Source organism: Neisseria sp. 23W00296, assembly GCF_044772855.1.
In the GTDB taxonomy this organism is placed as follows: Bacteria; Pseudomonadota; Gammaproteobacteria; order Burkholderiales; family Neisseriaceae; genus Neisseria.
In genome coordinates this window covers 730,164-750,553 of record NZ_CP173024.1, presented here as the reverse complement: position 1 = coordinate 750,553, position 20,390 = coordinate 730,164, and the positions used below count along the sequence as shown (strand labels likewise).

19 protein-coding genes and 1 tRNA gene are annotated in these 20,390 nt (G+C 58.1%); 15 read left to right on the top strand and 5 right to left on the bottom strand.

Annotated elements, in window-relative coordinates; all coding sequences use genetic code 11:
- Positions 1 to 130: 130 nt before the first annotated feature.
- Genes moaC through ACG2K1_RS03835 form a run of 3 tightly spaced genes read left to right on the top strand, consistent with a single transcriptional unit; the run spans position 131 to position 1,278 of the window.
- Positions 131 to 604, top strand: a complete 474-nt coding sequence (gene moaC, locus ACG2K1_RS03845; RefSeq protein ID WP_009751862.1) for a cyclic pyranopterin monophosphate synthase MoaC — start codon at positions 131 to 133, stop codon at positions 602 to 604.
- Positions 588 to 842 carry a molybdopterin converting factor subunit 1 gene (gene moaD / locus ACG2K1_RS03840; protein ID WP_009751861.1) on the top strand — a complete coding sequence of 85 codons (255 nt, stop codon included), beginning with the start codon at positions 588 to 590 and terminating at the stop codon, positions 840 to 842. Before moaC ends, moaD begins: the two co-directional genes overlap by 17 nt.
- A 1-nt stretch (position 843) precedes the next feature.
- Entirely contained in the window at positions 844 to 1,278 is a 435-nt protein-coding gene (locus ACG2K1_RS03835) for a molybdenum cofactor biosynthesis protein MoaE (RefSeq protein WP_009751860.1), read from the top strand.
- A gap of 149 nt (positions 1,279 to 1,427) precedes the next feature.
- Here ACG2K1_RS03835 and ACG2K1_RS03830 read toward each other — a convergent pair.
- Both ACG2K1_RS03830 and ACG2K1_RS03825 read right to left on the bottom strand, forming a co-directional pair.
- Positions 1,428 to 1,503 (bottom strand) — tRNA-Asn (locus ACG2K1_RS03830).
- A gap of 91 nt (positions 1,504 to 1,594) precedes the next feature.
- Positions 1,595 to 2,134 carry a hypothetical protein gene (locus ACG2K1_RS03825; protein ID WP_036496115.1) on the bottom strand — a complete coding sequence of 180 codons (540 nt, stop codon included), beginning with the start codon at positions 2,132 to 2,134 and terminating at the stop codon, positions 1,595 to 1,597.
- A 157-nt stretch (positions 2,135 to 2,291) separates the two neighbouring features.
- On the opposite strand from ACG2K1_RS03825, the gene ACG2K1_RS03820 reads away from it, so the two are divergent.
- The 4 genes from ACG2K1_RS03820 to ACG2K1_RS03805 all read left to right on the top strand — a co-directional run bounded on the left by ACG2K1_RS03820 (position 2,292) and on the right by ACG2K1_RS03805 (position 6,193).
- A complete protein-coding gene (locus ACG2K1_RS03820) occupies positions 2,292 to 3,644 on the top strand; it encodes a DUF3482 domain-containing protein (RefSeq protein ID WP_395429473.1) in 1,353 nt (450 codons plus the stop codon).
- A gap of 191 nt (positions 3,645 to 3,835) precedes the next feature.
- Positions 3,836 to 4,501, top strand: coding sequence for a DUF3108 domain-containing protein (locus tag ACG2K1_RS03815; protein ID WP_395429474.1), 666 nt, complete (start codon positions 3,836 to 3,838; stop codon positions 4,499 to 4,501).
- A 49-nt stretch (positions 4,502 to 4,550) separates the two neighbouring features.
- On the top strand, positions 4,551 to 5,357 hold the full coding sequence (locus ACG2K1_RS03810; RefSeq protein ID WP_395429626.1) for an integrase core domain-containing protein: 807 nt from the start codon (positions 4,551 to 4,553) through the stop codon (positions 5,355 to 5,357).
- Positions 5,358 to 5,713: 356 nt separating this feature from the next.
- Positions 5,714 to 6,193, top strand: a complete 480-nt coding sequence (locus ACG2K1_RS03805; protein ID WP_395429026.1) for a TyrR protein — start codon at positions 5,714 to 5,716, stop codon at positions 6,191 to 6,193.
- A gap of 236 nt (positions 6,194 to 6,429) precedes the next feature.
- Here ACG2K1_RS03805 and ACG2K1_RS03800 read toward each other — a convergent pair whose 3' ends face one another.
- From ACG2K1_RS03800 to ACG2K1_RS03790, 3 genes are all read right to left on the bottom strand, one after another.
- Positions 6,430 to 6,912 carry a hypothetical protein gene (locus tag ACG2K1_RS03800; protein ID WP_395429025.1) on the bottom strand — a complete coding sequence of 161 codons (483 nt, stop codon included), beginning with the start codon at positions 6,910 to 6,912 and terminating at the stop codon, positions 6,430 to 6,432.
- 148 nt (positions 6,913 to 7,060) lie between these two features.
- Positions 7,061 to 7,420, bottom strand: coding sequence for a hypothetical protein (locus tag ACG2K1_RS03795; protein WP_009751851.1), 360 nt, complete (start codon positions 7,418 to 7,420; stop codon positions 7,061 to 7,063).
- Positions 7,421 to 7,550: 130 nt separating this feature from the next.
- A complete protein-coding gene (locus ACG2K1_RS03790) occupies positions 7,551 to 7,979 on the bottom strand; it encodes a hypothetical protein (RefSeq protein ID WP_395429024.1) in 429 nt (142 codons plus the stop codon).
- A 118-nt stretch (positions 7,980 to 8,097) separates the two neighbouring features.
- Here ACG2K1_RS03790 and smpB point away from each other — a divergent pair, with 118 nt between their 5' ends.
- The 8 genes from smpB (at position 8,098) to narJ (ending at position 20,375) form a co-directional block, all read left to right on the top strand.
- Complete coding sequence (smpB, locus tag ACG2K1_RS03785) at positions 8,098 to 8,583, top strand: SsrA-binding protein SmpB (RefSeq protein WP_395429031.1); 486 nt, start codon at positions 8,098 to 8,100, stop codon at positions 8,581 to 8,583.
- Positions 8,584 to 8,875: 292 nt separating this feature from the next.
- Positions 8,876 to 10,528, top strand: a complete 1,653-nt coding sequence (locus ACG2K1_RS03780; RefSeq protein ID WP_395429023.1) for an electron transfer flavoprotein-ubiquinone oxidoreductase — start codon at positions 8,876 to 8,878, stop codon at positions 10,526 to 10,528.
- A gap of 236 nt (positions 10,529 to 10,764) precedes the next feature.
- On the top strand, positions 10,765 to 12,675 hold the full coding sequence (locus ACG2K1_RS03775; RefSeq protein WP_395429022.1) for a type IV pili methyl-accepting chemotaxis transducer N-terminal domain-containing protein: 1,911 nt from the start codon (positions 10,765 to 10,767) through the stop codon (positions 12,673 to 12,675).
- Positions 12,672 to 13,343: a response regulator transcription factor gene (locus ACG2K1_RS03770; RefSeq protein ID WP_009751843.1), complete on the top strand. Its 672-nt coding sequence runs from the start codon at positions 12,672 to 12,674 to the stop codon at positions 13,341 to 13,343. The genes ACG2K1_RS03775 and ACG2K1_RS03770 overlap by 4 nt, the downstream gene beginning before the upstream one ends.
- Before the next feature lie 567 nt (positions 13,344 to 13,910).
- The gene (locus ACG2K1_RS03765; protein ID WP_395429021.1) at positions 13,911 to 17,621 is read left to right on the top strand and encodes a nitrate reductase subunit alpha; all 3,711 of its coding nucleotides are present in this window, start codon (positions 13,911 to 13,913) and stop codon (positions 17,619 to 17,621) included.
- A gap of 93 nt (positions 17,622 to 17,714) precedes the next feature.
- Positions 17,715 to 18,077, top strand: a complete 363-nt coding sequence (locus ACG2K1_RS03760) for a cupin domain-containing protein (protein ID WP_395429020.1) — start codon at positions 17,715 to 17,717, stop codon at positions 18,075 to 18,077.
- A 73-nt stretch (positions 18,078 to 18,150) separates the two neighbouring features.
- Positions 18,151 to 19,722, top strand: coding sequence for a nitrate reductase subunit beta (narH, locus tag ACG2K1_RS03755; protein WP_395429019.1), 1,572 nt, complete (start codon positions 18,151 to 18,153; stop codon positions 19,720 to 19,722).
- A complete protein-coding gene (gene narJ / locus ACG2K1_RS03750; RefSeq protein ID WP_395429017.1) occupies positions 19,722 to 20,375 on the top strand; it encodes a nitrate reductase molybdenum cofactor assembly chaperone in 654 nt (217 codons plus the stop codon). The genes narH and narJ overlap by 1 nt, the downstream gene beginning before the upstream one ends.
- The last annotated feature ends 15 nt before the right edge of the window (positions 20,376 to 20,390 follow it).

Genomic DNA, 20,390 nt, shown 5'->3' with positions numbered 1-20,390 from the left:
AAGCCTGCATGATGCGGCTGTTTATAGTGAACCGATACGAAAATCTACGACGTTTGCGCCTTGCCGCTTGGTATCTTTCCGTATCGTTTCACTATACATATACCGTTTAACCGATTCAGGAAAGCAAACCATGTCTCTCACCCATCTTGACGAACAAGGCAAAACCCGCATGGTCGATGTCGGCGACAAAGCCGTAACCCGCCGCGTGGCCGTAGCGGGCGGACGGGTCGTGTTCCCGCCCGCAGTGTACGCCCAAATCCAACAATCCAACGGCCAAACCGCCAAAGGCGCGATTACCGAAGTCGCCCGCGTCGCCGGCATCATGGCCGCCAAAAACACCGCATCAATGATTCCGATGTGCCACCCGATGATGCTCGAACGCTGCAAACTGGAGCTTGAATACGACGACGCAGCCCACAGCCTGAACATCACCGCCGAAGTGGCCGTAACCCACAAAACCGGCGTTGAAATGGAAGCCCTTACCGCCGTTACCGTGGCCGCGCTCACCGTGTACGACATGACCAAAGCCCTCAGCCACGACATCGAAATCCAAGACGTGCGCCTGTTGCACAAAGCCGGAGGCAAACATGACTTCAGCCGCTGAAATCCAAGTTTTATACTTTGCCGCCCTGCGCGAAGCGGCCAAACGCGAGGGCGAAACCCTTACCCTAGCCGAAGGCGACACCGCCGCCGCCATTTACGAGCGGCTGGCCGCGCAATACGGCTTTGCTCTGCCGCAAGAGCGTTTGCGCTGCGCCGTCAACCACCAATTCGCCGCATGGGACACCGCCCTCAAAGCGGGCGACACGCTGGCCTTTATCCCGCCCGTGGCCGGAGGCTGAAATGTTTGATTTGACCGAATCCCCCATCGATGCCGCCTCCCTGCGAAATCGTCTGCTCGGTAACGAAAACTGCGGCGCGTTCAACTGCTTCGAGGGCTGGGTGCGCCGCCAAAACGAAGGCAGCCGCGTCGATTATCTGGTGTACAGTGTGTACCGCGAACTCGCGCTCAACGCGGGCAACGAAGTCATCGCCGAAGCCAAACGCCGCTTCGCCATCGCCGATGCCGTCTGCGTGCACCGCCACGGCCGCTTGGAAGTGGGCGACATGGCCGTGTGGGTAGGCGTGGCCGCCGGACACCGCGACGCAGGCTTCACCGCCTGCCGCTTCATCATCGATACGGTAAAAGCCCAAGTGCCGATTTGGAAAGAAGAGTTTTACACCGGCCAAACCCAAAGCGCATGGCTGGCCAATCCCGAATCGCACGGAGCGGGCTGACTGTGTTTGACTTATCCTGCATCAATACCGATACCGGCGCAAACAAAAAGAGGCCGTCTGAAACTTTCAGACGGCCTTTTATCTATTTGCTTTCTGTTGATAAACCACAAAGAAAAACCACCTAAACGCTTGTTTAGGTGGCTGGAATTTGGCTCCCCGACCTGGGCTCGAACCAGGGACCTGCGGATTAACAGTCCGTCGCTCTACCGACTGAGCTATCGGGGAAGAAGTGCGCATTATAGCGGCTGTTTGGATTCTGTCAAACACTTGCCGGTAGAAATTTTACGAAATTTGTCTAAATGCATAATTCAGCTTGTTATTTAATTTTTCCAACTCGGCAGAAATAGCGCGGCAGCGGGCGGTTGTCGGCGGACTGGGCGGCAAATTCGGCGGCGAGGCGGCGGTATCCGCTTTCGTCCTGCGGCTTGTAGCGGGCGGCTTCTGCCAGCAGGGCGAAGCAGCGGGCGGCGGTTTCGGCCTGTTGTTCCATATTGAGGGCGGCGAAGGTGGCGATGCGCTCGGGCGGCGGGCAGCGGTAGGCGCGGCGGCGGGCGTAGCCGCCCTGTGCGGACAGTATCAGACCGCCGAGCCAGGTGTGGAAACCGTGCTGCCACTGCCAGACATGGGTCAGCTCGTGTATCAGCCACAAAAGATAGCCGCCGCCTGCCTGCGTGTAGTCGGGCAGGTAGTGGCGGCGCGGGAAATAGATGCGGCCGTCGGGCGATACGGCGGCAGACAGGTCGGGCAACAGGGGAAAACCGCAGCGGATGCGGATAGCGGCATAGTCGAGATGGCTGCCGAAAAAGAGGCGTGCGGCGCGGATTTCGTTGTCGGTGAGGCTTCTGGCGGCGGCCATGGTTTGCTCCGTGTGTTTTGTGTTTTCAGACGGCCTGTCCGCCCGATGCCGCCGATATTTGGCGCAATGCCGCTTATTCAAGCCTTCCTGCGGCGGGCGTTGCCAAGCGCGGCGCTTTTTCCGACAATGCCGCCCTTTGAGGCCGTCTGAAAACGCCATGACCGAACACACTCCGCTTTCCCTTGCCGTTGTCGGACACACCAACACCGGCAAAACCTCCCTCCTGCGCACGCTGCTGCGCGACAGCGCCTTCGGCGAGGTGGCCAACGCCTCGGCCACCACCCGCCATGTCGAACGCGCCGCCGTTGCCGACGGCGGCGACACCCTCCTCTATCTCTACGACACCCCCGGCCTCGAAGACGCGGGCGGCGTGCTCGACTGGCTGGAAACCCACACCTCCGCGCGCGCCGACGGCATCGAGCGCCTGCAACGGTTTCTCGCCTCGCCCGAAGCCGCCGCCGAATTCTCGCAGGAAGCCAAGGTCCTGCGCCAGCTTCTGCAAAGCGATGCCGCACTTTATGTTATCGATGCACGCGAACCCGTGCTGGGCAAATACAAAGACGAACTCACCATCCTCTCCTGGTGCGCCAAGCCCGTGATGCCCGTTTTCAACTTCACCGCAGAACGCGACACCGCCGCCTGGAACGACATGCTCGCCCGCCGCAACCTCCATGTCACCTGCGGCTTCGACACCGTCGCCTTCGATTTCGAAGGCGAGATGCGCCTGTGGCAGAGCCTCGCCACCATGCTGCCCGGCAACAACATCCTCACCCGGCTTGTCCAAATGCGCCGCCGCGAATGGCAGAGCCTCGACAAACAAGCCAGAGAAGAAATCGCCGGATTCCTGCTCGATGCCGCCGCCTACAAACAGGAAACCGGCGAACACGACGACCCCGCCCCCGTTTTGCACACCATGCAGGAAGCTGTCCGCCGCCTCGAAAGCGGATTCCAACAGCGCCTCCTGCACCTCTACCGCTTCTACCACAGCGAAACCGAAAGCGGCGGCTGGGCGCTCAAAGCCTTCCGCCAAGACCCCTTCGACAGCGCCCTGCTCAAAGAATACGGCATCCGCACCGGCACGGGTGCCGCCGCAGGCGCCGCCATCGGCTTAGGCATCGACATCGCCACCCTCGGCGGCTCGCTCGGACTGGGCACCGCCATCGGCAGCCTGCTCGGCGGCGTTCTGCCCAACATGAACGACATCTCCGACAAACTCAGCGGCCGCCAAACCCTGCACACCGACCCCGAAACCCTCACCCTGCTCGCCGCCCGCGCCCTCGACCTGCTGCACGCCCTGCAAACACGCGGCCACGCGGCGCAGACACCCGTTTCCCCAAAAAGCGGCAAAACCCCCTGGCCGCCGCGCAAACTGCCGCCCGAGCTGAAAAAAGCCCGCAGCCGCCCGCGCTGGTCGTCGCTCAACACCGGAGCCCCCGAAGCCAGCCGCGAAGAAAGAAGCGAAGCGGCAAAAACCCTGGCCGAACGCCTGCGGCACCAAGAGGCCGTCTGAAAACGCCCCCGCCGCACGCAGAAAACATTTCAGACGGCCTCCCGCCTGTTTGGCAAAACAAAAAACACCCCCCTGTCTGCCATCGGCGCAGCCCGAAGCAAAGGCCGTCTGAAACATACTTTTCAGACGGCCTTTTTGACAAAACCCGTGCCGCCGCCGACAATGCCCGCCCCCAAACGAGAGAAAACCACATGAAACCGAAACAACTGACCGCCGCAGCCCTTATCACCGCAGCAGCCTGCGCCCAAGCCGCCGAACTGCCGCAAAACGCCGAGCTGCAATACAGCGGCCCCTACGGCGTACCCGCCACCATGACCTTCACCCGCAGCGGCAACGCCTACAAAATCGTCTCCGTTATCAAAGTCCCCCTCTACAACTTCCGCTTCGAAAGCGGCGGCACCGTCAGCGGCAACGCCCTGCACCCCTCCTACTACAAAGACATCCGCAAAGGCAAAACCTATGCCGAAGCCAAATTCGGCGGCGGCAAAATCACCTACGGCAAAGCGGGCGAACAGCAAACCGAAAACACCGCCGGCCAAATCCTCGACCTCTTCGCCCTCGCCTGGCAGCTGGCCGCCACCGACGGCAAACTGCCCGCCGGTATCAAAATCACCAACGGCAAACGCATCTACAACATCGGTGGCCTGAACAAAACCGGCTCGGCGCAATACGCTTTTTCGGGCGGCAAAACCACCGTCGAAAACTACACCGTCAAACGCGGCGACGACACCGTCAACTACTCCTTCGCCCCCGCCTTCGGCAACATCCCCGCCAAAATCAGCTACATCGACAACGGCACCACCTACAACCTCAAACTCACTGGCCTGAAAATCAACGGCCAAACCGTTAAACCTTAGGTGTAGAAAATCCTAGCGTTGTTTACAGTATTCCAAGGACAATACTGTTATGAACATACACAAAAACACCCGCCTTACCCCGCACCACCGCCAAGCCATTTGGACGGCTTACACGCAGGAAAAAGAAAGCGTTATCTCACTTGCCCGCCGCTACATGGTCAGCCGGCCCACTATCTACCGCATCCTCAAAGCCGCACGGGTTAAATTGCTCGTGCCGCAAAACAGCACCAACAACCGCTTCAAACAAGCGTATTACGGAATACGCCGCTTGGCCAAAGTGGAACGCGCCATCCAAGAGAAATTCAAAAAGCAGGCCAAACGCTACAACAAGTCCTATCCCGGCGAAATGGTGCACGTCGATACCAAACGGCTGCCGCTGCTAAAAGGACAAAAAGCCACCGATAAGCGCGATTACCTGTTTGTTGCCATTGACGATTTCTCCCGCGAGCTGTACGCCGCCATCCTGCCGGACAAGACTGCCAGGAGCGCAGCCAGGTTTCTCTGCGAACAGGTAATCAAACCCTGTCCGTACCAAATTGACTGCATCTATTCGGACAACGGCAGCGAGTACAAAGGTGCGGCCAGCCACCCGTTCGGCATTGCCTGTTTTGAAAACGGCATCAATCGGAAGTTTACCCGTCCTGCCCGTCCGCAGACTAACGGCAAAGCCGAAAGGGTGATACGGACGATTATGGAAATGTGGCACGACAAACAGCAGTTTGACAGCCCTGAGCATCGGCAAAAAGAGCTGTGCCGTTTTGTGAATTTCTACAATACCGTCAAGCCCCACAGCAGCCTGAAATGGGATACGCCCTTTGAAGTGCTGCAGGCTTATTTTTCTCAACCTGTGGTGTAAATAACGCGAACTTTTCTAACACCTTAGGGGCTGTTGACACTCAGCTTGCGAGACGGTTTTTTGAGTAAAAAATGGCCGAATGCAAGGAAAAAAGCACAGCAAGGTTGGACACCTTGCGAGCATTTTTGACGCGGCAGGCGGATATTTTTTACCAAAAACACCGCCGCAAGGCTGATTGTCAACAGCCCCTAAACCGCCGTTTTGCATGCAGGAGCAAGACGGCAAGGCGCAGCCGAACCCCGTACACATGGCAGAAGGCCGTCTGAAAACCCCATAAGGGCTTTCAGACGGCCTTGATACAGAACCAGCCCGCATACAGGTTGCGTTTGCTGTGAATTTCAGATGAAGGAGAAGTGATGGGTTACCATGTCAGAATTATTAATACTGCAAAGGATACTGCCGCATCAGAGAAAATGCTTAACCGGCCTCAGGCATTGGCCGCATGGCTGCGGAAAAATTTCGATTTTTACGCCGATACCGACGATAGCGGCCAACAGTATTTTTACCGTACCGACGATCAAGAACGTACTTTGTTTTACGAAGTGTGTGATGAAGGAAACAGAGAACTATTGGCCATCGGTCCGGATGATACGTTGCTGTCCCTGATGATCGACATCGCCCGTTTGCTGGGCGACGGCTCAAGAGTGGTTGGAGATGAGGGCGAAACCTACGTCAGCCCTGTTCGTTCCTACACCCATCCGGATGATGCCGCCACGCTTGCTGCTATATACGGACATAACAGTCTTGGCCGGAAACTGTTTGATTTCCTGCTCAGTATTTGGATTCCATTGCTACTGTGGCTGATTGTGTTTTTGTTCAAACTTTGGAAAGAATAGCCCGCATGCCGTAGAGAGTCGCCCCGCGACGCATGTGGTTTGGGTTTTGCGGGAAACCGTGCGGGCAGACACTTAAAAGGCCGTCTGAAAGCAAAGCTGCAACGAAGTTGAACAGCAGGTTTGGCGTATTTCAGACGGCCTTTGGCACGGCAGGTATCACATGGAACGCGTGCGTCGCGGGGTGCACACCCTACGCATGACCCGCGCTGCGCTTGCTGTGCCGTTGCTTTTTCGGCTTATTTCGATATTGCCATTTCGATAACTTGGCCGACATAGTTGTTTTCCAAATCAAGCGGTGCGCCCGGTCTCTGTGTTGATTTTTTCAATTCGTCGTACGCATAAAAAATCATTATTTCTTTGCCCACGGCAAACAGCCTTCTGTCCGATTTATTGTTCATATACATACTTTCGTCCCTTATCGCCCCGCTGCTGTCGACAAAACGAAAACTGTTCGGTACGCGCCTTATTTCCATTCCCGCTTCGTACAGCGACAAGATGGTGCCGGAAACGGTTTCGGTAATGATTTTTCCGCAATCAACGCTGTGCCACCATTCGTCCGATGCAAACAAACCCTTGTCTTTTTTGATTCCGAACGGATTGTCTTGATTTAATGACAACGCTCTTACCTCTTCAATAAATTCCTTTTTACGCTTGGTTTCCATTTCTTTTTTAAAATCATAAATCAAGCGCATATTTTCGCCCAAATTCAGATAAGCCATTTTTGCATCTCCAATGGTTTGAAATTTGAAAACTGCCGACCGATGCCCGACAAAACAGCAAGCCGCAGCAAGCCGTAGTGCGGGTCATGTGTGGGGTGCGTCGCCCCTACGCATCACCCGCGCTGCGCTTGCCCGCAGTGATGATGCGTCAATTACAAATGCCCAAGGATTTGCCTTTGGCAGTGCAATCCGACGGGCTGATGATTGCATACCCTTTCTGTTTGAGGCACTTGTATATAGCGTTTCTTCGTATATCCACCTGCTCGTCAGACATATCGGGATATCGAACATTTACATCTAATGTTCCGTTGTTTAATTTTCTTACTCCGCAATCTAAAACGTCTTTCTTTCTTTTGACTATGTCGGTGTGTCCCATGCTGCCGTATTTCTGAATGCCCTGTATTACCGTGTAATTATTATAAACATCAGGGCTGTATTTGGAGACGACACGTATGGGGATACAGGCGCTAACAAGCAAAACAGCTGGCAATATTGATTTTTGCATCATGACTTTCCGAATTTAAAAAGTAATTCCATAGCAAACGCAGCCGCAAGGCCGATTGTTAACAGGCTCTATAAGGCCGTCTGAAAAAACAGAAAAGCTTTTTTCAGACGGCCTTCTGCCGTATCCGCAACAGTCAGTAAGCCGAAAACGGCACGCTGTACACCTTGCCGTCTACCGCCACGTCGGCCGAGAAATCGTGCCGCGCTTCGGTGCACAGCGGCAGGCGCACGCCGGCGGCCGACCATCTGCCCGCCGCGTCGCGCCGCAAATCGTAGCGGTTGAAACCCATGTCCATATCGCGCATGGAAAAGCTCACCGACACTTCGCGCGCGCCGTCCGCCCCGTCGAGCACAATGTCAAACGGCTTTTGCAAGGCGGCGGCGGGCGCGAAACGCAGCACCGCGCCGCCGGGCAGCGTGCAGCCCGCCGCGATGTCGCAGGCCGCAACCTCCACGGCGGCGGGCTGCCGCTGCGTCCACCAATGCAGAGCCGCCAGCTTCACGGCGGCAAACGCCAACAGCAACACGGCGGCCGCAATCCATTTGCGCTGCCCTTCCATCATTCCGTCTCCGCAAAAAAAGCGCCATTATAGCCCGCCCTGCCAATCGCCAAACGGATGACCGATAGAATATAACAATTGCCGCTGGGCGCGGCGGTCGAACCATGCTGCCGACGGCTTTCTGCTACAATGCCGCCCTGCCAAAAACAAGGGTCGCCCAATGAGCATCGCCAACAACAGAAAAGCCTATCACGACTACTTTATCGAAGACGAAATCGAAGCCGGGCTGGTACTCGACGGCTGGGAAGTCAAAGCCGTGCGCGCCGGACGCGTCCAGCTCAAAGAAAGCTACATCCACTGGAAAAAAGACGCTTTCTACCTCGTCGGCAGCCACATCACCGCCCTGCCCACCGCCTCCACCCACGTCAAACCCGATCCCGTCCGGCCGCGCAAGCTGCTGCTCAAACAGGGCGAAATCAACAAGCTTATCGGCAAGGTCGAGCGCAGCGGCTATACCCTCGTGCCGCTAAACCTGCACTACAAACGGGGCTATATCAAAATGGACATCGGCCTGGCCAAAGGCAAAAAGCAGCACGACAAACGGCAAAGCCTGAAAGAAGCCGACTGGAAACGCGAGAAACAGCGTCTGATGAAAAACACACGCTGACCTTCAGACGGCCTCAATCCCCTTTCAGACGGCCTCAACCTTTTTTTAGATTTCAGACGGCCTAGGGGCTGTTTACAATTGGTTTGCGAAGCGGATTTTGCGTCAGAAAACGGCAGATGCAAGGCGCAAACCGCAGCAAGGTTGGACACCTTGCGAGGATTTGCAACGCGGCAGATGCCGTTTTATGGCGTGAAAGCAGCCGCAATACCAAATGTAAACAGCCCCTCAGGCCGTCTGAATCTTTTCCGCCGCAAACCATAACAACAAAACACACAATTTAGGAACAAACCGCATGGACACCATCGAACGCGACAGCATGTTTTACGACGTGCTCATCGTCGGCGCGGGCCCCGCCGGACTCTCCGCCGCCATCCGCCTCAAACAGCTTGCCGCCGAACACGGCCGCGACATCGGCGTCTGCATCGTCGAAAAAGGCTCGGAAGTGGGCGCGAACATCCTCTCCGGCGCCGTTCTCGACCCCAAAGCCCTCAACGAACTCATCCCCGACTGGCAGGAGCGCGGCGCACCCGTCAGCCGCAGCGTCAGCGAAGACCGCGTCCTCTTCCTCACCGAAAAACGCGCCTTCAAGCTGCCCACCGCCCCCAGCTTCCGCAACAAAGGCAACTACATCATCAGCCTCGGCCTGCTCACCCGCTGGCTGGCCGAACAGGCCGAAGCCCTCGGCGTCGAAATCTACCCCGGCTTTGCCGCCTCCGAAATCCTCTACCACCCCGACGGCTCGGTCAAAGGCATCGCCACCGGCGACATGGGCGTCGGCAAAGACGGGCAGCCCACCGGCAACTTCCAGAGCGGCATGGAGCTTTACGCCAGGCAAACCCTGTTTGCCGAAGGCTGCCGCGGCTCGCTCACCAAACAACTCATCCGCCGCTTCAACCTCGACCAAAACAGCCAGCCGCCCACCTACGGCCTCGGCATCAAAGAAATCTGGGAAATCCAAGCCGAAAACGCCCGCCCCGGCCTCGTTGTCCACAGCACAGGCTGGCCGCTCGACAGCAAAACCTACGGCGGCTCCTTCCTATACCACCTCGACGGCAACAAAGTCGCCGTCGGCTTCGTCGTCGGCCTCGACTACCAAAACCCCTACCTCTCCCCCTTTGAAGAATTCCAACGCTTCAAAACCCACCCCGCCATCGCCCCCACCTTCGCGGGCGGCCGCCGCATCGCCTACGGCGCGCGCGCCCTCAGCGAAGGCGGCCTGCAAAGCCTGCCCAAACTCACCGCCCCCGGCGCCGCCATCGTCGGCGACGCCGCAGGCTTTCTCAACGTCCCCCGCATCAAAGGCATCCACTGCGCCATCAAATCCGCCATGCTTGCCGCCGAAGCCGTCTTCCCCCTACTCGATAACGAAGGCAAAAACGCGCAAAACGGCAAAGAAGCCGCCGCCTACCAAGACCTGTTCGAACAAAGCTGGCTCTACCGCGAACTCTACGCCGCCCGCAACATCCGCCCCTCCTTCAAATGGGGCATGTGGCCGGCCTTCGCCTACACCGGCCTCGAACAATACATCCTAAAAGGCCGCGCCCCGTGGACGCTCAAACACCACGGCACCGACCACGGCAGCCTGAAAAAAGCCGCTGCCTGCCGCCCCATCGCCTACCCCAAACCCGACGGCGTCCTCACCTTCGACCGCCTCAGCAGCGTCTTTCTCGCCAACGTCAGCCACGAAGAAGACCAACCCTCCCACCTCCTCCTGCGCGACCCGCAGACGATGATCAACGTCAACTACAAAGAATACGCCTCGCCCGAAACCCGCTACTGCCCCGCAGGCGTATACGAAATCCACGAAGAAAACGGCAGCCCCCGCCTGCACATCAACGCCGCCAACTGCATCCACTGCAAAACCTGCGACATCAAAGACCCGACGCAGAACATCACCTGGATCTGCCCCGAAGGCGGCGGCGGGCCGAACTACGGCGATATGTAGCAAGCCGTGCAAGCCCGATGCGGTTGTCCCAAAGCAAAAAGAAGGCCGTCTGAAAGCCCTTTTCGGTTTGAACTTCGTTGAAGCTTCGCTTCAGACGGCCTCCTTCCTGTCAAAACCGTTTTGTACGGTTTTCCTCAAACAAGGGCTTTCAAAAAACAGCAAAACGGCTGAAAATGCCCGCCCTTTTCCGTATCCGTTCCAAAACGTTTCCCAAACAACAACAGCCCGACCCTTTCATGTTCCATTTCAAAAGCCTCACCTTCCGCCTCAAATTCTTCACCCTGCTGTGGATTGCCGTATCGGTGGCGTCGATTGTGTTCACACTGTACCTGTCGCTGTGGCTGGAGGGCAATGCGGCGGCGATTAACGATTTGGGCAGCCTGCGCTTTCAGAGCTACCGTTTGGCTCTGTTGGCCGAAGAAGGTGTGCCGCAGCGGGAAATCGACAACCGTATCCGCCGGTTTGACGAGGTGCTTGCCGCCGTGCGGCGCGGCGACCCGCAGCGGCCGCTGTCGCTGCCCGACAATCCCGAAGTGATGGCGCGGATGGCGGCTTTGGAACAACAATGGCAGCAGGCGGTCAAACCTGTGTTTCAGACGGCCTCTTCGGGGCGAAAAATCGGTTCGGCGCAGCTTGATGCTTTTTTGCACACGGTGGACGACACGGTTATCGCCGTGGAGAAAACCAGTGCCGCCTACATCACTTGGCTGCGCTTTTTCCAAAGCGGGCTGCTTGCGCTGGTATTGATCAGCTCGGCGGTGATGATGTGGCTGACGCAGCTGTGGATTATCGCGCCGCTGCAGGAGCTTTTGCGCGGGGTGCAGTCGGTGCGCGACGGCCATTTCGGCGTGCAGGTACCCGGTGGCGATGCGGCCGGTTCGGCCGAGTTTGCCGAGGTCAACGGCGGCTTCAACCAGATGAGTACGCACCTGCACCGGCTCTACAGCGGGCTGGAGCAGGAAGTGGCGGACAAAACGCAGGATTTGGAGCGCAAAAACTTTATCCTCGGCACGCTGTATGCGTTTTCATCCGCGCTGGGCAAATCGCAGAGCGCGTCGGAAGCGGCCGAAGTGTTTTTGGAGCGGCTGATGAAAATCGCCGAAGCCGACGCGGGCAGCGTGCGTTTGGCCGACCCGCGCCGCCAGCGCATGGATTTGGCCGCGCACATCGGCCTGCCCAAAGCCCTGCGTAACGCCGAAGCCTGCTCGAAAATCGGCGACTGCTTCTGCGGCCGCGCCATTGCCGCCGACGGTGCGCGCACCATCCGCTTTTACGACACGCGCCCCGAAAGCACTCTTTCAGACGGCCAATACGACTACGAATGCCGCCGCCACGGGTTTGCCGATTTGCGCGTGCTGCCCATCCGCTACAAAGGACAAGACATCGGCATCGTTACCCTCTACTACCGCCGCACGCAACAAATCAGCGATACGGTGGACGAGCTTTTGGAACTTTTGTGCAGCCAGTTCGGCGCGGCCGTGAGCAACACGCGCCTGAGCGAAGAGAGCCGCCAGCTTGCCGTGTTGCAGGAACGCAACCTGATTGCCCAAGGCCTGCACGACAGCATCGCGCAGACGCTGGCCTTTCTCAACCTGCAAATGCAGGTGTTGGGCAGGGCACTCGATTCGGGCAAACGCGAGCGCATCAACGACAGTATGCAACTGATTCAAAGCGGCGTGCAGGAGTGTTATGAAGACGTGCGCGAATTGCTGTTAAACTTCCGTACCAAAATCGGCCGCCGCGACTTTGCCGAAGCCGTGGACGAATTGGCCGCGCGTTTCCGCCGCCAAACCGGCGTTGCCGTGAATATCGACTGGGTAAGCGACCAGGGGCTGCCGCTTTCCAGCGACCAGCAGCTGCAATGCATCTTTATCTTGCAGGAGAGCCTGTCCAACATCCGCAAACACGCCCGCGCCGACCGCGTGGACATCACCATCGACAACGGCCGCGATTTTGCCATGACCATTACCGACAACGGCATCGGCTTTGATGCCGAGCATCTGGAAAACCTGCCCGGCAACCACGTCGGCCTCAACATCATGCAGGAGCGCGCCGGACGCATCAGAGCACAACTGACACTCACATCACAACCCGGGCAAACCCGCATCCGCCTGCTGCTGCCCGCACAAGAAAGACATCCCGCATGAGCGACACCAAAAAAATCAGCATCGTTTTAATCGACGACCACACCATTTTCCGCAGCGGCATCAAATCCCTGCTCTCGCACGAAGACGATTTTGAAATCATCGGCGAAGCCGCAGACGGCCTCTCCGGCGTGAAAATCGTCCAGCAGCTCGCGCCCGACGTAGTTCTGCTCGACCTCGATATGCCGGTGATGAATGGCCGCGAAGCTCTCGCCCAAATCCTCAGCGTGCGCCCCGAACAATGCGTCGTGATGCTCACCGTATCCGAAGACGGCGAAGACCTGCTCGAATGTATCCGCATGGGCGCAAACGGTTTTCTGTTGAAAAACATCAACGCCGACTTCCTCACCGAGTCCATCCGCAACGCCGCCGAGGGCAACAACGTCTTCTCGCCTGAAATGGTGTCCAACATGGTGCAGTCGCTCATCCGCCCCAACAAACCCGCCGAAGAAAACCGCCTCGAAGAGCTGACCTCGCGCGAACTTGACGTATTGGGCTGCCTCGCCGCCGGCCACAGCAACAAAATCATCGCCCGCAACCTCGACTTGGCCGAATCCACCGTCAAAGTGTACGTGCAAAACATCCTACGCAAGCTCGAACTCACCAGCCGCGTGCAGGCCGCCGTCTATGCCGTGCAGCACAACGTACCGCTGCCCGATTTCGACGAATAAGGCCGTCTGAAAGACAGTCTGACCGGGCCGCTTGGGCCGGAAAAGGCTGCGTTGCCTGCGCTTTTTCAGGCTGTCCGGTTTTCGTTTTTTTTGCTACCCCAAATCCCGACTACCCCGTGTGCGGCAGTAAGGCCGTCTGAAACGGACAAACCGGTTTTCAGACGGCCTTTTTTGCCCAAAGGCCGTCTGAATCTGTCGTTTGAAGCGAAAACATGGAACGCAAGCCGCCGACACCCCGGCTGTCGGGGCTGAACGTTTTTTATTCCAGACGGCGTATTAGCCCCACACAATCATTAAGTTACCAATAACAGCAGACAGTTTCAGACGGCCTGCGTCTGCCAATCCCATCCTAACTATCTAATCCAAACTAGTTCGAAATAACTAGGCATCAATACGTCAAACAGCATGGTCGGACTCTACTTCGCACCTTGCCCGACTTCTATTTCGACCCATTTTTTTCACTTGGCGTTTCCCTTACCATTTGCTTCATAACGGATACCGCGTTTTCAGGCTGCCTGAAAGCGCGGCAGACAAAACCGAATCCGCATAACCAACAGGAATACACCAATGAGCCTTTTCTTAGACCGCCTGACCTTTTTCAAGCGCAAGCGCGAGCCTTTTTCCGACGGCCACGGCATTTTGATTGAGGAAGACCGCACGTGGGAGAACGCCTACCGCAGCCGCTGGGCGCACGACCGCATCGCCCGCTCCACCCACGGCGTGAACTGTACCGGTTCGTGTTCGTGGAAGATTTACGTGAAAAACGGCATCATCACTTGGGAAACCCAGCAAACCGACTATCCGCGCACCCGTCCGGATCTGCCCAACCACGAGCCGCGCGGCTGTCCGCGCGGGGCGTCTTACAGCTGGTATGTGTATTCGGCGCAGCGCATCAAATATCCGATGATGCGCGGCGCGCTGGCCGAACTGTGGCGCGAGGCGCGCAAAACCAAAGACCCGATCGAGGCGTGGACGTGGATTGTGGAAGACCCCGAGCGTTCCAAGTCCTACAAATCGCAGCGCGGTTTGGGCGGCTTTGTGCGCTCCAACTGGGACGAAGCCTATGAAATAGTGGCGGCGGCCAACTGCTACACCATCAAAAAATACGGCCCCGACCGCGTGATCGGCTTCTCGCCGATTCCGGCGATGTCGATGATCAGCTATGCCTCGGGCGCACGCTATCTCGGCCTGATCGGCGGCGTGCCGCTGTCGTTTTACGACTGGTACTGCGACCTGCCGCCCGCCAGTCCGCAGACTTGGGGCGAACAGACCGACGTGGCCGAGTCGGCCGACTGGTACAACTCCAACTATCTCTTGGTATGGGGCTCGAACCTGCCGATGACGCGCACGCCCGACGCGCACTTTTATACCGAAGTGCGCTACAAAGGCACGAAAACCGTGGCGGTGTCGTCCGACTTCGGCGAAATGGCGAAGTTCAGCGACATCTGGCTGGCACCGCGCCAGGGCACGGATGCCGCGCTTTCGATGGCGATGGGACATGTGATTTTGCAGGAATTCCACATCAACAAGCCTTCGGACTATTTCCAAGACTACTGCCGCCGCCTCACCGACATGCCGGTGCTGGTGCGCCTGCAACGCGACGGTGAACACTACAAACCCGAATACACCCTGCGCGCTTCGCAGCTTGACAACAATTTCGGCGAAGAGAAAAACCCCGATTGGAAAGTGCTGGTGTGGGACGAAACGTCCGACACGCTGGTCGTGCCCAACGGCTGCATCGGCTTCCGCTGGGACGGCAGCAAAAAATGGAATCTGGAAACCAAAGCACAGGGGCGCGACAACGTGCACGCCGCGCTGAGCCTGAAAGAGCGTTCAGACGACATCGTGCGCGTGGGTTTCGACTACTTCGGCGGCGAATACGACGAAGACAAGGTGTACCGCAAAGTGCCGGTCAAACACGTGAGGCTGGCCGACGGCAGCATTGCGCCGGTGGCCACCGTGTTCGACCTCTTGGTGGCGCAATACGGCGTAAACAACGGCCTGGACGACGAAGCCGCCGCCAAAGATTATTTCGACGACAAGCCCTACACGCCGAAATGGCAGGAAAAACACACCGGCGTGCCTGCCGAGCGTGTGATTCAGGTTGCCCGCGAGTTCGGCCAGAACGCGCACGACACCAAAGGCCGCAGCATGGTCATCGTCGGCGCGGGTATCAACCACTGGTACTACCTCGACATGAACTACCGGGGCATCATCAACATGCTGATGATGTGCGGCACCATCGGCAAATCCGGCGGCGGCTGGTGCCACTACGTCGGACAGGAAAAACTGCGTCCGCAGTCCGGCTGGGCGCCGCTCACCTTCGGCCTCGACTGGCACCGCCCCGCCCGCCAGATGGCCGGCACTTCCTTCTTCTACAACCATACCGGCCAATACCGCCACGAAACCGTGTCTGCCGACGAACTCCTGTCGCCCGACGCTTCAGACGACATGCGCCGCCTGACCATGATCGACTACAACGCCAAAGCCGAGCGCATGGGCTGGACGCCGTCTGCACCGCAGCTGGAAACCAACCCGCTGGACGTAACCGACGCGGCCGAAGCGGCGGGCATGAATCCGGTGGACTATGTGGTCAAAGGGCTAAAAGAAGGCAGCCTGAATATGTCGTGCGACGACCCGGAAAACCCGAAAAACTGGCCGCGCAATATGTTTATCTGGCGCTCCAATATTTTGGGTTCGTCCGGCAAAGGTCACGAATATTTCCTGAAATACCTGCTGGGCACGCAAAACGGCCTGATGAGCGACGAAGAAGACTGCCTCAAGCCCAGCGAAGTCAAACAACGCGCGCCGGTGGAAGGCAAGCTCGATCTGTTCACGCTGTTGGATTTCCGCATGAACACCACCTGTCTCTATGCCGACGTGATTTTCCCCACTGCCACCTGGTACGAGAAAAACGACCTTAATACCTCGGACATGCACCCCTTTATCCACCCGTTTACCGAAGCCGTGCAACCCCTGTGGCAGAGCCGCTCCGACTGGGAAATCTACAAGGGTCTGGCCAAAAAATTCAGCGAACTGGCCAAAGACTATCTGGGCGTGCGCAAAGACATCGTGCTCACCCCGCTGATGCACGACAGCCCGCAGGAACTCGGCCAGCCTTTCGACCCGAAAGACTGGAAACTGGGCGAATGCGAGCCGGTTCCCGGCAAAACCATGCCCGCGATGACCGTTATCGAGCGCGACTACGGCGCAGTGTATGAAAAATACACCTCCATCGGCCCCCTGCTGGAAAAAGTCAACAACAACGGCAAAGGCATGGTCTGGGACACCAAGCACGAAGTCGAATACCTGCGCAAACTCAACGGCGTGCGCAGCGAAGGCGCGGGCAAAGGCCAGCCCAAGCTCGAAACCGCCATCGATGCGGCCGAGATGATTCTGACCCTCGCCCCCGAAACCAACGGCCACGTTTCCAAAAAAGCATGGCAGGCTCTGGGCAACATCACCGGCCGCGACCACACCCACCTGATCAACGCCAGCGAACACACCCACATCGCCTTCCGCGACATCGTCGCCCAGCCGCGCAAAATCGTAACCTCGCCGATCTGGTCGGGCGTGGAAAGCGAAACCGTGTGCTACACCGCCGGCTACACCAACGTGCACGAGCTGATCCCGTGGCGCACCCTCACCGGCCGCCAGCAGTTTTACCAGGATCACAAATGGATGCGCGACTTCGGCGCGGGCTTCTGCGTATACCGCCCCGCCGTCGATACCAAAACCACCAAAAAACTGCTCGGCATGCGCCCCAACGGCAACCCCGAAATCACGCTCAACTTCCTCACCCCGCACCAGAAATGGGGCATCCACAGCACCTATTCGGAAAACCTACGCATGCTCACGCTTTCGCGCGGCGGCCCGCACGTGTGGATGTCGGAAACCGACGCGAAAAAAGCCGGACTGGTCGATAACGACTGGGTGGAAGTGTTCAACACCAACGGCGCGATCGCCTGCCGCGTGATTGTCAGCCAGCGCATTCCCGAAACCATGATCCTGATGTACCACGCGCAGGAAAAACTGGTGCACACCCCCGCAGCGGAAACCACCAAAAAACGCGGCGGCATCCACAATTCGGTAACCAAAGCCGTACTGAACCCCACGCACATGATCGGCGGCTACGCCCAGCTTGCGTACAGCTTCAACTACTACGGCACCGTCGGCTCCAACCGCGACGAGTGGGTGATCGTGCGCAAAATGCGCGACATCGACTGGATGGACGAACCGGCCGCCGAAGGCGAAAAAGTCGAGCTGCACAGCATCTAGCCTTTCAGACGACCTTTTCAGGCTGCCTTTCAGACGGCCTCTGCAAAGCAGCCTGAAAGGCCGTCTGAAAAACAGATCACAAGGGAGGGAAACATGCAGACCCCGCAAATCATCCGTTTCGCCGACCACCTCAAAGACGGCGGCACCGAGTCCGTGCGCACCGTGCTGCACCACGACCGCCACGACAACATGGTGCTGTGGCAGATACCGCCCGGCACCAGCCTGCCCGCCCACCGCCATCCGCACGGTGTGGACATCTGGATCGTGCTGCAAGGCGAAGCCGAGCTGCTCGACGACGAAAACAGCGGCCGCACCATCCGTGCGGGCGAAAGCGTCATCGTCGGCCTGCACCAGATACACGGCGCGCGCAACCGGCCGGATGCCGAAGAGGACTGCATCCTCGTTTCCGTTATCAGCCCCCGCGCCGGCTTCGAAGCCGCGCCGAACAACCGATAACCCGGTTTTCAGGCTGCCTTTGGCCTTACAGGCAGCCTGAAACAGCAGAAATACAAACCACAAGGAACACACTATGAAAATCAGAGCGCAAGTCGGTATGGTACTCAACCTCGACAAATGTATCGGCTGCCACACCTGCTCCGTTACCTGCAAAAACGTTTGGACAAGCCGCGACGGCGTGGAATACGCGTGGTTCAACAACGTCGAAACCAAACCCGGCATCGGCTTTCCGAAAAACTGGGAAGACCAGGAAAAATGGAAGGGCGGCTGGGTGCGCAAACCCAACGGCAAACTCGTACCCAAGCAGGGCGGCCGTCTGAAAATCCTGTCCAACATTTTCTCCAACCCCAACCTGCCGCAAATCGACGACTACTACGAGCCGTTTACCTACGACTACGAGCACCTGCAAAACGCGCCGAAAATGAAAACCCCGCCCACCGCGCGGCCGATTTCCGTGCTTACCGGCAAAAAAATGGACAAAATCGAATGGGGCCCCAACTGGGAAGACGACTTGGCCGGCGAATTTGAAAAACGCGCCAAAGACACCCTGTTTGAAGGCATCCAGAAAGAAATGATGGGCGCGTTCGAGCAGACCTTCATGATGTACCTGCCGCGCCTGTGCGAACACTGCCTCAACCCCACCTGCGTCGCCTCCTGCCCCTCCGGCAGTATCTACAAACGCGAAGACGACGGCATCGTGTTAATCGACCAAGACAAATGCCGCGGCTGGCGTATGTGCATTTCAGGCTGCCCCTACAAAAAAATCTACTACAACTGGGTCAGCGGCAAAGCCGAAAAATGCATCTTCTGCTACCCGCGCATCGAAGCGGGCGAACCGACCATCTGCTCGGAAACCTGCGTCGGCCGCATCCGCTATCTGGGCGTGCTGCTGTATGACGCAGACCGCATCGAAGAAGCCGCCAGCGTCGAAAACCCGCAAGACCTGTACGAAGCCCAGCTCGGCATCTTCCTCAACCCGCACGACCCCGAAATCGAACGCGAAGCCCTCAAACAAGGCATCAGCCAAAGCTGGATAGACGCAGCCAAACGCTCGCCCGTGTACAAAATGGCGATGGACTGGAAAATCGCCTTCCCGCTGCACCCCGAATACCGCACCCTGCCGATGGTGTGGTACATCCCGCCGCTCTCGCCCATCCAGTCCGCCATCGAAAACGGCTTTGTCGGCGAAAACGGCATCATCCCCAGCGTGGACGAAATGCGCATCCCGCTGCGCTACCTGGCCAACCTGCTGACCGCAGGCAAAGTCGAACCCATCAAAGAAGCCCTCGAACGCATGATCGCCATGCGCCGCTTCAAACGCGGCCAGATAGTCGAAGGCGAAACACTGGAACAAACCCTCGACGGCACCGGCCTCACCCCCGAAATGGTCGAAGACATGTACCAGATTCTCGCCATCGCCAACTACGAAGACCGCTTCGTCATCCCCACCTCGCACAAAGAAATGGTGGAAAACAGCTTTGAAGACAAAGCCAGCTGCGGATTCAGCTTCGGCAACGGCTGCTCCGGCGACAACGGCGACGGCCTCACCCAGGAAAACCTGTTCGGCAAACGCAAAGGCACGCCGATTATCTTCTTCGACCGCCGCAAAGACCTCCAGAAAAACCGCGAAGAAGGAGTACGCTGATGGCCGCCAACCCGATGGTTTACAAATGGCTGTCGGCTTTGATGTGTTACCCCGAAGCCGACCTTATCGAAGCGTTGCCGGAGTTTCAGACGGCCTTAAACGAATGGCCGGAGCTTGAGCCGCACAAAACCGCGTTGCAGGCCTTGCTCGACCATTTGGGCAGCCGCAGCCTGCGCGAATTGCAGGAAGACTATGTACTCGTGTTCGACCGCACCCGCCAGCACGCGCTCTATATCTTCGAGCACGTTTACGGCGAAGACCGCGACCGTGGCAGCGCGATGGTTGATCTGCTCGAAGAATACCGCCGCTACGGCTTCGAGCTGGGCGACGACGAACTGCCCGACTACCTGCCCGCGCTGTTGGAATTTTTCGCCCACATCCCGCCCGAAGACGCGGAAAAACTCTTGGGCGACGCGGTGCACGTCATCAACCACATCGGCAAAAACCTCACGGCCTACGGCTCACCCTACGCCGCGCTGCTTCAGACGGCCGTATCCCTCAGCCCCGTCGAGCCGCAGCCTTTAACCGAGCCGCCCGTGCGCGACATGGACGAAGCGATGGAAACCTTCGGCCCCGACGTGCAGGGCATCGAGCCGCTGCTCAAACCGAGCGTGCAGACCGTACAGTTCTACCCCAACGGCCGCCCCGCCTAAGGCCGCCTGAAAAGG

What these genes read in the sequence shown, in the direction of transcription:
- moaC (WP_009751862.1), top strand. Translation starts at nt 131, where the DNA reads ATGTCTCTCACCCATCTTGACGAACAAGGCAAAACCCGCATGGTCGAT.
- moaD (WP_009751861.1), top strand. Translation starts at nt 588, where the DNA reads ATGACTTCAGCCGCTGAAATCCAAGTTTTATACTTTGCCGCCCTGCGC.
- ACG2K1_RS03835 (WP_009751860.1), top strand. Translation starts at nt 844, where the DNA reads ATGTTTGATTTGACCGAATCCCCCATCGATGCCGCCTCCCTGCGAAAT.
- ACG2K1_RS03825 (WP_036496115.1), bottom strand. Translation starts at nt 2,134, where the DNA reads ATGGCCGCCGCCAGAAGCCTCACCGACAACGAAATCCGCGCCGCACGC.
- ACG2K1_RS03820 (WP_395429473.1), top strand. Translation starts at nt 2,292, where the DNA reads ATGACCGAACACACTCCGCTTTCCCTTGCCGTTGTCGGACACACCAAC.
- ACG2K1_RS03815 (WP_395429474.1), top strand. Translation starts at nt 3,836, where the DNA reads ATGAAACCGAAACAACTGACCGCCGCAGCCCTTATCACCGCAGCAGCC.
- ACG2K1_RS03810 (WP_395429626.1), top strand. Translation starts at nt 4,551, where the DNA reads ATGAACATACACAAAAACACCCGCCTTACCCCGCACCACCGCCAAGCC.
- ACG2K1_RS03805 (WP_395429026.1), top strand. Translation starts at nt 5,714, where the DNA reads ATGGGTTACCATGTCAGAATTATTAATACTGCAAAGGATACTGCCGCA.
- ACG2K1_RS03800 (WP_395429025.1), bottom strand. Translation starts at nt 6,912, where the DNA reads ATGGCTTATCTGAATTTGGGCGAAAATATGCGCTTGATTTATGATTTT.
- ACG2K1_RS03795 (WP_009751851.1), bottom strand. Translation starts at nt 7,420, where the DNA reads ATGATGCAAAAATCAATATTGCCAGCTGTTTTGCTTGTTAGCGCCTGT.
- ACG2K1_RS03790 (WP_395429024.1), bottom strand. Translation starts at nt 7,979, where the DNA reads ATGATGGAAGGGCAGCGCAAATGGATTGCGGCCGCCGTGTTGCTGTTG.
- ACG2K1_RS03780 (WP_395429023.1), top strand. Translation starts at nt 8,876, where the DNA reads ATGGACACCATCGAACGCGACAGCATGTTTTACGACGTGCTCATCGTC.
- ACG2K1_RS03775 (WP_395429022.1), top strand. Translation starts at nt 10,765, where the DNA reads ATGTTCCATTTCAAAAGCCTCACCTTCCGCCTCAAATTCTTCACCCTG.
- ACG2K1_RS03770 (WP_009751843.1), top strand. Translation starts at nt 12,672, where the DNA reads ATGAGCGACACCAAAAAAATCAGCATCGTTTTAATCGACGACCACACC.
- ACG2K1_RS03765 (WP_395429021.1), top strand. Translation starts at nt 13,911, where the DNA reads ATGAGCCTTTTCTTAGACCGCCTGACCTTTTTCAAGCGCAAGCGCGAG.
- ACG2K1_RS03760 (WP_395429020.1), top strand. Translation starts at nt 17,715, where the DNA reads ATGCAGACCCCGCAAATCATCCGTTTCGCCGACCACCTCAAAGACGGC.
- narH (WP_395429019.1), top strand. Translation starts at nt 18,151, where the DNA reads ATGAAAATCAGAGCGCAAGTCGGTATGGTACTCAACCTCGACAAATGT.
- narJ (WP_395429017.1), top strand. Translation starts at nt 19,722, where the DNA reads ATGGCCGCCAACCCGATGGTTTACAAATGGCTGTCGGCTTTGATGTGT.